Genomic DNA, 16,172 nt, shown 5'->3' with positions numbered 1-16,172 from the left:
CTACATGGTGATCACCGTGAACTCGCACCAGTTCGACCACTCTCCAGGCGTTGTACCGTCGGTGCCCTGGACTCGCCAGGCGTAGCTGCTGCCTTCGGTGAAAGCGTCGTCGGGAATGGTCGTGCCGAGCCAGGAGCCGGAGGCGCCAGGGCCTTCGGTCGCGGTGTTGCTGGTGACTCCGCCGACCACCTTCCACTCGAAGACGGCGTACACCTGGGCGCCCTGGGTGTCGCTGATCTGTGCCCGCAACTGTGGATTCAGGGTCGACATGGCCGGCCGGTCCGCGCCGGTGACGCAAGCGGTGTCCGGTGCGGTCGCCTGGGCGTCCACCGAGGTCTTGGTCTGATAGGTGATCGTCACCGACGGCGGGTTGGCGCCCTCGCGGGAGTTGAACCGCTTCCAGCCGTAGTTGTCGGTCTCGCTCGCCGCGCTGATCCCGATGTTGGTCCTACTCAACCGATGCGCGGCCGTGTACTGGAAGGCCGCGGTGACCGGCATCGTCACCCAGCCGCCGCCGCACGAGCTGGACCAGCCCTTGGTCTGGGTCGAGGTTCCGACCTGCTCGTACTGCGCGGGCCGGTTCGTCCAACGGGCCGTGTTCGTCACGTCGGCGACCCGGTAGGCCACCCATCCCCTGGCTGTGCAGGAGTACGAGTAGTGCTCCCACAAGCTCAAGGTGGCGGCCTGGATCTGCTTGTCCCACAGCCAGTCCTGGTTGTCGAACCGCAGATACGACCTCGCCTTGTTGGCACCGGAGTCGTACGTGCCGATCTTCAGTTCGGTCGCGGCCGACTGGTCGGTGCTGTAACTGGACTGCACGAACGCGTCGAAGTTCGCACCCGAGCTCTGCGACGGGTCGATCGTGACCGGGTAGACGGTCTTCGGGTCGGTCAGGAACGACGCGTCGGGGGTCAGCACCAACGCATCCTTGCCTAGGGCAAGCTTCACGGGTGCCCTCCGGAGATGCTCACCGGACGCCCGATCCACGGTCGAGTCCCACATCACCGAAGCCGGTGATGTGGCCGGACCGTCAACCTTCCAAGGCATCCTGAACTGCTTGAGCTGTACTGCTGCCTGCCGGTTCTTCACCACCAGGTGCTGCTCGTAGCCGGTGCGAGTCGCCTCGACGACCAGGTCGACTCCCGGCTTCACCTCACGATAGGTCGCTGTGGTCCCGTCGATCTCCGGCGCCGGCAGCCGACCGGACCAGCCAAGTGTCGAACGTCGCCCGGGCGCACCGAGCTCGACAAGATTGTGATCACCCGAGCCAGCGGGCCCGGACAGCTTGAGCCCGTAAGGATGAGCCTTCGAAATGACCGAACCGTCCGCCTGCCGGACCAGTGAGACATCGACGGCGACCCACGAGTCGTTCGCGCCGCGCATCCGGACCGGCCCACCAGCGACGGTCGCCTCGATGAGGCCGGACGGCAGCGCGCGGTACTCCGTGGTCTCGGTCGTCTTGCTCGTGATCAGCACCGGCTTGCCGGTCGCTCTGGCCGTGGCGACGGCTGCGGCTTCGCCCGAAGGGTCCAGCGCGGCCTTCTCGACCACCTTGGCGGATGCGGGGAGCAGACTGGCGATCGACACCAAGACGACGCCTGCCGACAGCCAGCGCGCCGAGCGGGAACGCAGGGGGCGGGGATCAGGGGACATGCGCAGAACCTTTCTGGACAACGTGTCCCGGGCGGTCGCGAGGGCCGCCCGGGACACGATCAGTGGATCAACCCGACGTCACCACGTGTGCGGGAAGGGGTACTTCGGCCTCCACTGCCTGACCTTCTGCCAGACGTAGAGCTTGACGACGCCGAACGCACACCCTTGCGCGCCCCAGCGGCCGACCTTGTACGGGAGTCGCCTGAACTTGGCCCAGAACGATTTCCTCAGCATCGACAGACCGGCACCCTTGGCACAGGCCCGCACGTACTTGTTCTTGACGACCTTGCGCCAGACCCACCGCACGTACTTGTTCTTCCTGATCTTCTTCTTCAGCGCCTTCAGCTTCTTCGCGGCTGCCTTGAGCAGGCACTTCTTGCTCCAGCACGGCCACTTGCCGTCCAGGTCGACCTTGTCCACCGGATCGGCGCAGGTGTACTCGTACGCGTTGCAGCTGGCGCCGTAGATCGGGTCCGTCTGCAGGAAGCGCCCGGTGGCCGGGTTATAGAGCCGGACACCCATCAAGACGATCCCAGACGGCGCGTCCGCGGCCCGTTGTTGCGTACCGAGCCAGCCGTACCGCTGCTTCCCGACAGCTTCGGAGTCGCCCAGCTGACCGTACTCATCGGCTTCGCTCGTGCTGGACAAACCTTCGTCACCGCTGTGAATCGTGGCCACGATGTCACCGGACAGATCGGCGATCTGCCAGTCCGGTGCACCACTGTCGCTGTCGACGATCGCGGTCATCCCGGACAGTCCGGCGACGACCCGCGTGAACCGGCTCACGCCTTCCTGGGTCCAGGCCGGCGAGTCCGAGTCCTCGTCGTAGTGCTGGACGTTGGTCACCACTTCGCCGGTGGAGTTGTCGGTCCAGGACCGGACCCGCTCACCGGTGACGTCGATCGTGTAGTCCGTCGTGCGACCGCCCTGCGTCACCGTGTCGACCAGGTCGTCCGCGTGGTAGGTGGCCGTCACGTCGCCGGCCGCGGGTGCTCCCGTGTCGATCGCCGGCACTGTCGTGGTGCGGCCGAGAGCGTCGTAGACGTAGCCGGCGGAGGTCACCCGGTTCGCCGTGTCGTAGGTCCAGGTCCGTGTGGACGCCGGGGTGGTCGACTGACAACTGCCGTCGGCAGCCGGGCCGTACTCGGCGCTACTCGTCCTGTCGGTTGCAGTGCTGAACCCGTAGGTCCGGGTCACGCACTTCTCGCCAACCGTCTCCTCCACCGACGTGACCCGACCGGCCCCGTCCTGGTGATACAGCTGGCTGGACAGGGTGGAGACGCGCCTGGCCGTCTGGCCGTGTGCTGTCCCGGTCAGCGACTCGCTGAACAACGTGCAGTCGCCGGAGGCACACCCGGGCTTGCTGTAGGTGATGCCGGCCTCCTCGCCGGCTTCGTCGTACCGGGTGTCGACCTTGACCCCGTTGGGCCAGGTCTCACTGATGAGTTGCCCGTCGCCGTTGTAGCTACCGGTGTAGGTGCCGGTCTGGCTGTCGTTCACCGAGGTGAGCAGCCCGCGGAAGTCGTACCCGTAGGTGCGGGTGGCCTTACCGTCCGAGCTTGTTGCCGGCCGGCCGAACAGGTCGTACGTCGTGATCGAAAGGTTGCCGTCGGCATCCTGGTAGGAGGTGATCCGGCCGAGCGTGTCGTAGGTACGGATGATCTCGGCGGTGACGGCGCCCGCGGAGGTCACGGACTGGGACCGCAGCAGGTTGCCGTTGAGCGGGTCGTACACGTTGCGCTGGGTCGGCACCGGCGTACCGAGGCTCGCTGCCGCGGTCAGGCCGATCTCTGCGATCCGGCCGGCTGCGTCGTACTTCGTGGTGCTGGTCCGCAGTGTCCCGGCGCTGGTCTTCTCGACCAGGACCCGTTGCTGGTTGAACATGTCGTACGTCTGCACCTTGACCGGCAGCTCAGGACCAGTGGCCGCTTGGCCACCTGGCTGGAGACGGCAGGTCAGGTTCGCCCACTCCGGTCGCAGGTCGCACTCGCTGTACCCCGATCCGGCGGTGGCCCGGTAGTAGATCGTCTTCTGCGTGGCCGGGGTGTTGGTGGTCGTACCGCCGGCTACCTGGGTCTCCGAGGTTTCGAGACCGGTGACCGGGTCCAGCGTGGTCCGAACTGTCTGGGCGAGGCCACCTGGGTCGTTGGTCGTCACGGTCGGCATCCGCAGGGTCCAGTTGTACCCCGTGGTCGTGACCCGGCGATCTGCCTCGACCGCGGTACCGTCCGCGCCCCAGAGCCGGACCTGCGACTCCGTGGTGGTGACCAGGTTGAACGGACCGCCAGTGGTGGGCGCGCCCTGGTCGTAGGTGTTGCGGGTCAGGTGCCTGCCTCTGACCGTGGCGCCGGTACTGAGGCGGACCTCAGTCTCAGGCGCCAGCGTCGTCTCGAGTCGTTCTCCGTCCCGCGAGTAGGTGCTCACGGTGGAGTACGCCTGCGCCAAGGTCTGCTCTGCGGCATCGTCGTTCGACTGCGACTGGTTCAGAGCCCGGTTGCGGTTCTCCGCGGTCAACGTGCGAACGGAGTTGCCGAAACCGTCGTACCAGTTGGTGGTGATGTTGCCGCCCGGTGTCGCCTTGTTGACCTCTTGGCCGTTGGCGTCGAGGTAGGTGACAGTTGCCCGCTCCCAGTTCGACGGCAATGCGCCAGTGGCCGGGTTGCCACTGGGAACCTGGTCGGGTGGGAAGACGGCAGCGGCGTCGGTCGGAGCTTCTGCCTGACCCCACCGCTTGGTCTGGCCCGGAGACAGGTCGTTCGGTGCGCCCGCTCCGGACAGAGGAACCTTGTAGACAACGGTTTCGACAGCGGTGCCCGCGGTCAGAGCGGAACGGGACACCTTGCTGAGCCGGCCGATGGCGGGGTCGTTGGGCAGCGTGGTGTAGCTCAGCTGCCAGGGCTCCTGCCCCGCCGGCTTGATAGTCGACAGCACACCGTCGGCCTGGTAGCTGTAGCTGTCGCCGACATGGGTGGCGCCGGAGTCCAGCCGCGGATCCCAACTGGCACGCAGTCGCCCGGTGTTGTCGTAGCTGTACCGCGAGACCGGCACTGTCCGCATGGCCGGCGTGGCAAGGTCGGGATCCCAAGCAGTGAAGGAGATTTCCTTGACCCGCCCGAGGTAGTCGCCAAGCGTCGCCTCAGTGGTCCCGGTGGCCGTGGTTGCCGTGGCGTAGGTGAAGTTGAGTGCCCAGCCGCGGGCCATCGTCGGGCAGCTGACCCCGTCCGGAATCGGCGCCAGCATGCGGATCGGCCGCACCACCTCGGCGCCGCCGATCGTCACCTTCTCCCAGGTGAAAGTGGTGACCTGGTTGCTGCCCGGCAACGTGGTGGCAGTCGGGTAGTAGTGACCCGCCGACGTTCCCGTCACCCGGCCGAACGTCACGATCGAGCCCTGCTCGTCGGTGAGCTTGTACGAGTCGGTCGCGCTGGCGTAGCTGAGCTTCAGCGTCTCCTGCCCCACCTCGGGGTCGAAGTTGACACCGTCGCGAGCCGTGAAGCCGACCGTGTCGCCATCCGGTGTGCCGACCTGGACCAGCGTTCCGAAGACATCGAGAGACGTGTACGGCGTGTCTGCCTCGTCCACGACCGCGCCGGAGATCCTGCCTGGCCCGAACATGTTCGAGTTGTCGGTGCCGGCCGACTGGCGGCTGTTGTAGGTCCGGCTGACGGTCAGATCGCTGCCGTAGGAGTCGACCGACACATCGGTGTCGGACAGGGTGTAGTTGCCGGTCAGCAGGTTGACCTCACCCGGACCGACCTCGTCAGTGGCGGCCGTCGCGAGGTTGCGGTCGAAGGTGAGCTTCACCGCGCCAGACGACGCGGCCGTGCCACCGGTGAAGTTGCCCCGGATCTGCACCGGGCCGTCCCGTGGGACCGACTGTGCGTCGACCGCTGCCAGCGTGGCTTCCAGGTTCCAGTTCAGCTTCGGGAACTGTCCGTTGCCGCTGGTCACCAGCGGCCAGGTCACTGCGCCACCACCAGCGGCAACCTGCACGTGAGCGGCCGGGATCGTCACCCAGGCATCGGTGTCGCCGCGACGCCATTGGTAGGTGACACCGGTCGCAGTACTGCGGCCCGCGCCGACGATCGCCGTCTTGGCCGCGCTGACATCACCGTTCTTCGGCGCGATCACAGCGCCACCACCGACAGAGAACTCGTACGCCGTCAGCGGCGACCGGTTGCCCGCTCGGTCCCGGGTGCGCACCCACAACGTGTGCGGTCCGTCCGCGGTCGGGGTGATGCTGATGCTCGTGGACGCGCCAGGAGTGGCTGCGTTCACCACCTGGTCCGGCGGGTTGGTGTCGACGCCGTACTCGTAAGCCACGACATCGCCGGCACCCGCGGCGCCGAAGGTGAAGGTCCCGGCCGTGCCGGCTCCCCCTGACCACTGACCCACTGGGTACGTCGTGGATGAGACAGTCGGTGCGGATGCGGGCGCGACCGTGTCGACGGTGAACTCGCACCAAGGCGACCACGCACCAGGCGTCGTACCGTCAGTGCCCTGGACGCGCCAGGCATAGCTGCCGCCCTCGACGAAAGCGCCGGCGGGGATGGTGGTGCCCAGCCAGGCGCCGGACGCACCGGGTCCTTCGGTAGCGGCGGTAGTGATTCCTCCGATCGGCTGCCACTCGAAGTTGCCGTACACCGCGGCGCCGAGACCGTCGCTGATCTGTGCCCGCAACTGAGGCGTCTTGGTCGAGATGTAGGGACGCGCAGCGCCGGTACCGCAGACCGTCGCGGGGGCGGTCGTCTGCGCGTTCACCGCGGTCTTGGTCTGGTAGGTGATCGTCACCGACGGCGGGTTGGCCGCGGCCTCGCGCGAGGCGAACCGCTTCCAGCCGGCGCTGTTGGTCTCGCTGGTCGCCTTGATCCCGATGTTGGTCTTGGCCGCGTGGTTGGTGGCCGTGTACTGGAAGGCGGCAGTCACCGGGATCGTCACCCAGCCGGCGGCGCAGGAGCTCGAGAAGCCCTTTGTCTGCGTCGATGTACCGACCTTCTCCAGCTCGGCCGGCTGCGCGGTCCAGCGGGCGGCGTTCGTCACGTCGGCGGTGCGCCACGCCTCCCAGCCCGCCGTCGCGCACGAGTACGAGTGGGTTTCCCACAGGTTCAGGGTGGCGGCCTGGATCTGCTTGTCCCAGAGCCAGTTCTGGTTGTCGAACCGCAGATACGACTTGGCCCGGGTGGAACCGCCGTCGTAGCTGCCCAGCTTCAGCTCGGTCGCCGCGGACTGGTCGCTGGAGTAGGTGTTCTGCACGAACGCGTCGAAGCTCGCGCCCGAGCTCTGCGACGGGTCGATCGTCACCGGATAGACAGTCTTCGGGTCACTCAGGAACTTGGCGTCCGGCGTGAGCAGTACCGCGTTCCGCGCCAGCCCGAGGCCGACCGGTGCCCGGCGAGTGTGCTCCCCCGACGCCTTGTCGACCGACGAGTCCCACATCAACGGCGCTGGTACGTCGAAGCTTTCGCCGCCCTTGCGGACCGCGAGGCCACCCTTCCCGTCCGACTTCGCGGTCAGCCCGTCCACCTTCCACGGCATCCGGAGCTGCTTCACCTGCGCGGCTGCCGCGCGGTTCTTCACCAGCAGGTGCTGCTGGTAGCCGGTGCGGGTCGCCTCGACGACCAGGTCCACGCCGGGCCTGACTTCGCGGTACGTCGCGATGGTGCCGTCGATCTCGGGGGCCGGCAGCGGGCCGGCCCAGCCCAGCACCGAACGGTTGCCTTCAGCACCTAATGCGACGAGCTCGTGGTCGCCCTTGCCGGCCGGGCCGGACAGCTTCAGTCCGTACGGATGCGCCTTGGGCTCGATGGTGCCGTCGGGTAGACGGACCAGCGACACGTCGACGTCGATCCAGTCGCCGTCCTCGTCGCGCATCCGGACCGGCCCGGCGGCGACGGTCGCCTCGATCTTGCCGGACGGCAACGCGCGGTACTGCGTCGTCTCGGTGGTCTTGCCGCTGATCACCACCGGCTTGCCGGTGGTTCTTGCGGTGATCACCGCGGAGGCCTCGTCGGGGCGCTCCAGCGGTAGGTCGGGGGCGGTCTGCTGAATATCGGCGGCATCGGCGGTGCTGTCTTCGGCGGCGGCTGCCTCGGGTGGACCGGACAACAGGCCGGCAACCAGTGCCAGGCCCAGCCCGGCGCTGAGCCAGCGCACCGGCCGAGTGGCCGGATAGCCACTCAGCAGGCGTGATCTCGGATAGGACATGGGGTGACCTCTCTGCGAAGCCCGCTCCCGCGCACGTCGAAGTACATCGCGCGGGGGGCCGCGCGATGAGAGGGGACGGACGTGGACGGGAACCTCAGGGGCGGAAGGGGCGGGAATCACCAGGGTGGAGGCTGCGCTCGCGGCCCGACAGGGCAAAAGTGGACAAGTTCCCCAACCGGCCAAGACCCCAACCGGCCGAGACCCCAACCGGCCGAGACCTCAGCCGAGCAGGCCGAGTCGTTGGGCGGCGGCGCCCGCGGCGAACCGGGTCGGGGCGTCGACGAAGTCCATCACCGTGGCGATGTGCCGGCGTACCGTCCGGACGCTGAGGCTCAGGTGCCGTGCTATCGCCTCGTCCTTGAGTCCGTGCACGAGCAGGGTCAGCACCTCCCGCTCGGTGCGGCCCAGGTTCCCGACCGCCTGCCTGGTCCGCGATGCCTGCTCCGCCCCGGGCAGCACGACCGGAGTGGCGGTTGCCCAGATCTGGTCGTAGTACTGCGTGAGCGCGGCGATCAGTACCGACGACCGGACCAGGAGCGCACCGCTGTCGCCGACCGGGACCAGCCCGATCAACGCGAAGTGGTCGTCCACGATGATCATCCTGGCCGGCAGCGTCTGCGCGGTACGGACCTCGATTCCGGCATCGATCGCGGCCCGGATGGCATCGTTGCCGCACGGATCGGCGAGGAACTCCGGCGTGCACAGCTCGCGGAAATGCATGGAGTCGCAGTGACTGGCCAGCGGTGACGGCAGGATGGGCGCGGTCTGGGTGGGATCGTGGACTGCGATGGACCGGTAGGTGCACTGCACCGTGTGGATCGAGGTCGTCCAGCGCTCGGCGATCTCATCGGGGTCGGTCAGCAACTGGGCAAGGACCGACGGGACCTCGCCGGGCTGCTTGATGTGCAGCTGGCGCTGATGCAGCTCGGCGGCCGCGACGTATCCCTGCAGCAGCCGGTCCTGATGCCTGCCCAGCTCCCGTTGCACCTGGGTCAGCAGGCCGGTGGTCGCGATCAGCGGATCGATCGGTCGCAACGTCATCGACCCTTCGGAGCGATGCAGATAGGCGAGCCGGCGGGTGACCAGTTCCTGGTCGATCCCTTCCTGAACCGGCCCGGTGTGCTCGGTGATCTCGCGCTGGCCCAGCTCGAGCAGTTCGAAGTACGAGTCGGCGACCGGGCCGGGGAGCAGTTCGCGGAAGAGTTTCTCGTGTTCGGACAGTTCTTGCTGCTGGATCCGATGGCGCAGACTCAGATTGACCACCACGGCGACCCCCACCACAGTCAGCCACCAACTGGTGGCACACAGTCCCGAGGTGAAGAAGCTACCATTGGACAACGATCTGGCAGTTACTTTCATGACAGCGCCAAATGATCAGCCGTCGGTCAGGTCAGCCCGAAGCGCAGCGCGTACACCAGCGCCCAATCCTGGTCGTTGGCCAGCGGGTCGGCGACGTGAGCGGGACGGCCGTTGACCGCGCTCGGGTAGACGAAAGCGCAGGTGGCCGAGCCGTCCGGGAAGAAGTTGACCAGATTGGCGCGCAGGATCGCGCGCCCGATCGGCGCGAGTTCATCCGACGGCCAGGACAGGTAGACGGCTGCACTGAGCACCGACCAGTAGTGCGGAAACACGTCACCCCAGAGCCGGAGCAGCCCGAACCAGTAGCCGTCCCAGTGCCGGACCGGGATATGACGCAGCCGTACGTCGGGTTGGTCGGCGGCGAACGCCGTCAGCCAGGGCAGCCGCCGATCCAGTTCGGCGCGATCGACCAAGCCTGCTTGATGTGCTGCGACCAACAGTTCCAGTAGCGGAGCGACCATCGACTGCTCGTAGTTCACCTCATGGGGCGGCAGATCGTCGCCGTACTCCAGAAAGCTCCGCGCATGCCGGTCCAGGTGCTCCAGCATGCGTGGCGAGTGTTCCGACAATGCCAGGAGCAACGGGCCGAGGTCGAACGCCAGATAGTGGTCGCCGCCGAGTTCGTAGTACCGATCGATGACCTGTACTGCGCGGTCGCGGTCGCCCTGGCCGAGGAAGAACCGGGCGAACCAGGGGAAGTTGTAGAGCCGCGTCGGGCTCTCGTGCAGGCTGTCGTCGGCAACAGTGCCGTCCCCTGCCACCAGGTGCTCCAGCACGAACTGCTCGTACCCCGTCAGCGCTTCGTCGAGCTCGGCGCGGTCTCCCCAGCCGCGATCGCGCGCCTCCTGCAGGAGCAAAGCGGTACCGATGCGCTCCCGTCCGTCCGACCAGTCGCGCCACGCGCCCGACAACACGGTCAGCCCGGTCTCGTTGTCGTACGGCAGGAAGGAGAACCGCCGGCTGTCGCCTCGCTCTGCCGGCCGTTGTCTGTCGAGCACGAACCGCAGCCGCGACTCGACCAGCTCCCGCAGCGGCTGATGGAACAGCACCTGGATCCGCGAGCTCACCTTGCCGTCACTGACTTCGACGTACTGCGTACCGGGTACCGCGGAGGTGACCGACGACGGACCGGTCACCCCGTCGGCCAACTGTACCGACAGCGTCTCGCCCACTTCGGCCACCAATTCGGTTGCTGTCAGCAACGGTTGCCGGGTGGCGTGGAAGTCGGCCAGGCTGTCGTGCCAGCCGAGTTGCCAGGTCCAACGGTAGGAGTCGCCTGGCCGGAGTACGAGCTGCGGTTGACCACCCATCGCGTGCGGCGCGCGGAAGTGATCGGTGACGTGCAGGTAGAGGTGTCCCCTGCTGTTGCTGCCGATCCCGCCGTCGCGGGACTCGACCGAGTACGCCCACAACTCACCCTCGGTGAGCTGCAGGCCGAGCCCGGGGCCGCTGCCGTCCATCGGCGTCGCCCAGATCCACGAGTCCGCGCCACCGGTCCAGACATGCGCATGGACCGCCTTCCGAAGGCTCTCCCGGCTCGACTCGTAGACGTCGCGCCACGGCGTACTGACAGCCAAGGACCCGACAGCAACGGACTCAGCCGAGACATTCCGTACTTCGTACGTCTCGGTCCACACGTCGCCGAACCGCCGGCCCACTCGCAATTCCAGGTCGCCCAGTTGGTACAGCAGATCGATCCCGGCCGACCGCCAGCGCTGACTTACCGGCGCATCCCAGCGATGACTGCCGCGATCGGTGATCACGAACCCCTTGCCCCAGTACCGCGTCGGGTCGTGCAGCACCCCGTCCTCGAGCAGCACCGAGCACCCGCGCACCGGATGAACCACGGCCGCGACGGCCCCGTCCTCCGTCAACTCCACCGACCCGGCCCCGAACGCGAACGTCTGCCCCATCCCCCCAACCTAACGGCCGGACAGGGCTCGGGCCGCCGAGGTCAGAGGTGGTTGGCCTGGCGGATGACGTCGACGACGTTGGACATCATGCCGGTGAGGTCGTAGTCCTTGGGGGTGTAGACGGCGGCGACGCCGGAGCCGAGGAGTGCTCGCGCGTCACCGTCGGGGACGATGCCGCCGACGACCACCGGCACGTCCTCGAGGCCGGCTTCGCGGAGGCCTGTGACGACCTGCGGCACGAGTTCCATGTGCGAGCCGGACAGGATCGACAAGCCCACGCAGTGCACGTCCTCGGCGACCGCGGCCGCGACGATCTGCTCGGGCGTCAACCGGATGCCCTGGTAGATCACCTCGAACCCGACGTCACGGGCCCGTACGGCGACCTGCTCGGCACCGTTCGAATGCCCGTCGAGGCCGGGCTTGCCGACCAGGAGGCGCAGCCGTCCGCCGAGCTCTTCCGACGTCGCGGCCACCTTCGCCCGGACCGCGGCGATCGCCTCGCCGCCGCTCGACGTACCGACGGAACCGGAGACGCCGGTGGGTGCGCGGTACTCGCCGAAGACCTCCCGCAGTACGCCGGCCCACTCCCCCGTCGTCGCACCCGCGCGGACACATCGCAGGGTGGCCGGCATCAGGTTGTCGGTGCCCTTCGCGGCCTCGCGCAAGGACGCCAGCGCTTCCTCGACCGCCTCGTCGTCGCGCTGCTCACGCCACTCGGTCAAGGACGACAGCGCGGCACTCTCGGCCGCCGGATCGACCGTCTGGATCGCGGTCTCGAGGTTCTCGGTCAGCGGCGACGGTTCGGTGTTCTCGAACTTGTTCACGCCGACGACGATCTGCTCGCCCGACTCGATCCGCTGCCGCCGCTCGGCATGGGACGCGACCAGTGCCTGCTTGAGGTACCCGCTCTCCACCGCGACGACGGCACCACCCATCGCCTGGACCCGGTCGATCTCCTCCTGCGCCCCGGCGACCAGTTCGTCGACCTTCGCCTCGATCACGTGCGAGCCGTCGAAGATGTCGTCGTACTCGAGCAGGTCCGACTCATACGCAAGCACCTGCTGCATTCGCAGCGACCACTGCTGGTCCCACGGCCGCGGTAGACCGAGCGCCTCGTTCCAGGCCGGCAACTGCACAGCCCGGGCCCGCGCGTTCTTGGACAGCGTCACGCCGAGCATCTCCAGCACGATCCGCTGCACGTTGTTCTCGGGCTGCGCCTCGGTGAGCCCGAGCGAGTTGACCTGTACGCCGTACCGAAGGCGGCGCGCCTTCGCATCCGTCACGCCGTACCGGTTGAGGCAGACGTCGTCCCAGAGCCGGACGAACGCGCGCATCTTGCAGGTCTCCTCGATGAACCGCACGCCCGCGTTGACGAAGAACGAGATCCGCTGCACCACCTCGCCGAACCGGTCGGCCGGCACCTGGCCGCCGTCGCGAACCCGATCCAGTACCGCGATCGCCGTCGACAGCGCGAACGCCAACTCCTGCACCGGCGTCGCGCCCGCCTCCTGGAGGTGGTAGCTGCAGATGTTGATCGGGTTCCACTTCGGCACGTTCGAGACCGTGTAGGCGATCAGGTCGGTCGACAACCGCAGCGACGCGTCCGGCGGGAAGGCATACGTACCGCGGGACAGGTACTCCTTGACGATGTCGTTCTGCGTCGTCCCGGTCAGCTCGTCGGGCAGCGCGCCCTGCTCCTGCGCGGCGACCTGGTAGAGCGCGAGCAGCCACATCGCGGTCGCGTTGATCGTCATCGACGTGTTCATCCGCGCGAGCGGGATCTGGTCGAACAACGCCCGCACGTCACCCAGGTGCGCCACCGGTACGCCGACCTTGCCGACCTCGCCCTTGGCCAACGGGTGATCCGCGTCGTACCCGGTCTGGGTCGGCAGGTCGAAGGCGACCGAGAGCCCGGTCTGCCCCTTGGCCAGGTTGCGCCGGAACAGCGCGTTCGACTCCACCGCCGACGAGTGCCCGGCGTAGGTCCGCATCACCCAGGGGCGGTCCTTCTCAGTCGTCATGTACCCGAGAGTAGGACTCTGTGCCCTTGTGAGTCCGCCACTCGTGACTGGTGTCACCAGCGGCCTACATCACAACCGCTGCCGACCTTCAGAACCGCAGCAGCGCGACACCGTCGATGTTGGAGGGCAGGCTCGACACCGACGTCACGACGACGCGGCCCGTGATCCAGGACGTCACCGGCAGGTAGACGACCTTCCGTGACCAGGTACTGGCGGCCAAGGACACTCGGCCGATCCGGCGGCCCGCGAAGGTCACGTCCACGGCACCCTGGCTCGGACCGGCGAGCACTGTGACCGCGATCCGGTTGCCGGACTCGCCGTCCTTGCCGAGCGAGGCGCCCGACGCCCCCAACCGCGACAACGTGGTCCGGTACGCACCGGCGTACGTCGTCCTGCTGACCGATCCCTTGGCTGTGAAGGCGCGATCGTCCTGCGGTAAGGCGGAACAGACCGAGGCGGACCAGGCACTCACGTTGCCCGCCCCGTCCCTGGCCCGGACCATCAGGCAGGTGTCCGCGCCGATCGGCGGAGTCGTGGTGACCGAAGTCGACGCGATCCCCTGCCAGCCGGACGGATACACCCACGCCCCGAACGTCCTGCCGGCAGTGGCCGTGCGATAGGCCACGTCGTACGACGCCACTGTGTGGTCGTCGGTGAAGGCATAGCTGAAGCGGATCGGAGTTGTCAGCAGGATCCGGCCGCCGGTGGTCGCCGACGACAGCCTCGGCACCGTGAAGTCGACCGTTGAGCAAGCAGACGTGGACCATCCGCTGGTGTTCGCCGCCTTGTCCCGGGCGCGGACCTGGAAACAGGTGTCGACCCCTGTCGCCGCGGTCATCGTGACCTTCGTACCGGTGATCTTCTGCCACCCGGCCGGCTGCTGCCAGGCGCCGTACTGCGTGGCGCCGCGAGCCCGCTGCTGGAAGCGCACGTCGTACGACGCGACGCCGGTGCCCGCGTCGGTGAAGGCGTAGGAGTAGTTGAGCGTCCGCGTCGGCGCGATCCGCGGACCCGCCGTCGAGGAGGTGAGGGTGGGAGCCGTCAGATCCGTCTGGACCGGAGGGGGCGCTGCTAGCCAGTCCACGGTCGCGACCCGAACCCTGGATTCCGGGTCGGCGTAGACGATCCGTGCAGCCTCGTCGTCGAGCGCGAAGCTGGCCCCGGGCGGCCAGGCCCGTCCCCGGAGCGGGCCGACGACTCGCTCCGGATGCGCCGGCGAGTTCAGATCGGTCACCAGCAACTCGGGGATGTCGACGCCCGCGCTGTCCGGGGTGAACCGGAACCGCGCGACGAAGCCGTCCCCGAGCGCCGGCAGCAAGTTCGCCGCAGGGGCGTCATCGGGCAGCCGGTAATCGGCCACGACGCCGAGGAGATCGACGACGTACTGCTGATGCACATCGCAGTTGACCAGAGCCCAGCGCCCGGCGACCGCGAACGAGCCCGCTGGACAAGGCACTGTGGACGGCACGGTCTTCGACTTGCCGGTCGACAGGTCGGTACCTGTCAGGGCGCGAGTCACCGGGTCGGGACCCTGCCAGACCCAGGTCCCGTCCATCGCCAGCAAGCGGGCAGTCGGTCGGGCGGCAAGCTGTGCACCGGTCCGTGGATTCTGGATCGACGCGGTGCTCTGGTCGTCGTAAGACACGTAGGAGAGCAGGTCGCCGCCCCGGCCCAGCTCGGCGTAGCCGTTCTTGTTCAGCGCCCGCTGGCCGCCTGCCCAACTCACCACCAGGTCGCCTTGGTTGAGCAAGGTGCCACCGCCGAGCTGAAGCTGCTGACCGGTGCTCGACTTGGGAGCAGTCGACGGAATCCACTTGTCGGCGGTCAGAGTCGTCTCACGGATCGTGCCGTCCTCGAAGCCGTTCAGCACCCGGCCGCCGGACACGGCCAGACCACCGACACCCAGACCAGGAGCCGCGACATCCGCCAGTTTCACCTGGGTCAGGTCGGGCTTCAGCGCGATCACGGCGTCGGTCCGGGCCAGCATCAGCCGGCCGTCGGCGAGCGCACGGGCCGCGGCCACGTCGTCGATGACGGGATTCTCCACTTGCCCGGTGGCCAGCCGGACCGGCACGATCCGGCGCCGCAGAGAGGTACCGTCGGCCGGTATGCGCAGCACGGCCACGTCGTCCCCGAAGGTGGTCAGGTCCTCGGAGTCCGGCACCGTGACGCTGCCGCCCGCGGAACCGTCGCGGTGCTTCCAGGTCAGCTGATGACCCGAACCGCCGGCCGAGGTCTCCCAGACGATCCGGTTCGGTGTCAGCGCGGCCCACGGGAGGGCCAGCCCGGTCTGCACGATCGGGGTGGCGACCGCGGTCGTGATGTCGACGGTGTCGAGGTAGTCGCTGCGCTGCAGCAGCAGGGTGTCACCGTCCTGATCGGTGACCCTGGCGGACGCGTCGGGCGCGATCAGGCCGGTGACGGGCTGGGTGGTGCCGTTCGAGCGAAGAACGCGGAACTCGGACGTCGCCCCGTCGTCGTGCCGGACCAGTACACCCTTCTCGTGCACGGCCAGAATCGTGTCCCCGGCAGGAACCGTGATCGGCCCGGGAGCGGAGGCCCCGGCGAGCCCGGTGAAATCGATCCGGGTACCGGCGGCGATCGTCGTTCGCGTAACCGTCAATCGTCCGGCGATCTCCTGACCGGTCCAGTTCGGGTCGGTCGGCGAATCCGTCCTGGCCACCGACCCGTCGACCGTGCTGCGGACCTCCCACAGTGGCTGCCTCGTTTCGGACGGCCCGGCGTAGAAGCTGAAGTAGTCGCTGGACGACGACTCGAACTGGTACCCGTGCGGCACCGGATCCGGATCGGCCGCGAGCAGGCGTCCCTCGACCGGCGCCAACGCGGCTTCGGCCGGGCCTGAGAGCCTGGCCACGACGACAGTGCCGGAAGCCAGCACCAGGGCGCCGAGCAGCGCCACGGCAGGACGAATCCTCACGAGTACCCCTCCCCAGCTTGACTACCGTGAGTCAAGATCGAGCGGAGCCTACTACAGAGAGTGTCCGGCCTCGAATTTCGTTCT

Annotated in this window: 6 protein-coding genes; all 6 read right to left on the bottom strand. The window is 68.0% G+C overall.

Annotated features, from left to right (window positions below; genetic code table 11):
* The 6 genes from EV138_RS35395 to EV138_RS35370 all read right to left on the bottom strand — a co-directional run bounded on the left by EV138_RS35395 (position 1) and on the right by EV138_RS35370 (position 16,088).
* Positions 1 to 1,653, bottom strand: a complete 1,653-nt coding sequence (locus tag EV138_RS35395; protein ID WP_133984923.1) for a DNRLRE domain-containing protein — start codon at positions 1,651 to 1,653, stop codon at positions 1 to 3.
* Between the two features lie 78 nt (positions 1,654 to 1,731).
* Complete coding sequence (locus tag EV138_RS35390; RefSeq protein ID WP_133984921.1) at positions 1,732 to 7,857, bottom strand: DNRLRE domain-containing protein; 6,126 nt, start codon at positions 7,855 to 7,857, stop codon at positions 1,732 to 1,734.
* Positions 7,858 to 8,076: 219 nt separating this feature from the next.
* A complete protein-coding gene (locus EV138_RS35385; RefSeq protein ID WP_166678884.1) occupies positions 8,077 to 9,120 on the bottom strand; it encodes a LuxR C-terminal-related transcriptional regulator in 1,044 nt (347 codons plus the stop codon).
* 122 nt (positions 9,121 to 9,242) lie between these two features.
* Positions 9,243 to 11,129 carry a hypothetical protein gene (locus EV138_RS35380; RefSeq protein WP_133984917.1) on the bottom strand — a complete coding sequence of 629 codons (1,887 nt, stop codon included), beginning with the start codon at positions 11,127 to 11,129 and terminating at the stop codon, positions 9,243 to 9,245.
* Positions 11,130 to 11,170: 41 nt separating this feature from the next.
* Entirely contained in the window at positions 11,171 to 13,150 is a 1,980-nt protein-coding gene (locus EV138_RS35375; RefSeq protein WP_133984915.1) for a protein meaA, read from the bottom strand.
* Positions 13,151 to 13,238: 88 nt separating this feature from the next.
* Positions 13,239 to 16,088: a hypothetical protein gene (locus EV138_RS35370; protein ID WP_133984913.1), complete on the bottom strand. Its 2,850-nt coding sequence runs from the start codon at positions 16,086 to 16,088 to the stop codon at positions 13,239 to 13,241.
* Between the last annotated feature and the right edge of the window lie 84 nt (positions 16,089 to 16,172).

The organism is Kribbella voronezhensis (assembly GCF_004365175.1).
Taxonomy (GTDB): domain Bacteria; phylum Actinomycetota; class Actinomycetes; order Propionibacteriales; family Kribbellaceae; genus Kribbella; species Kribbella voronezhensis.
This window is presented reverse-complemented; position numbering and strand designations above follow the sequence as displayed.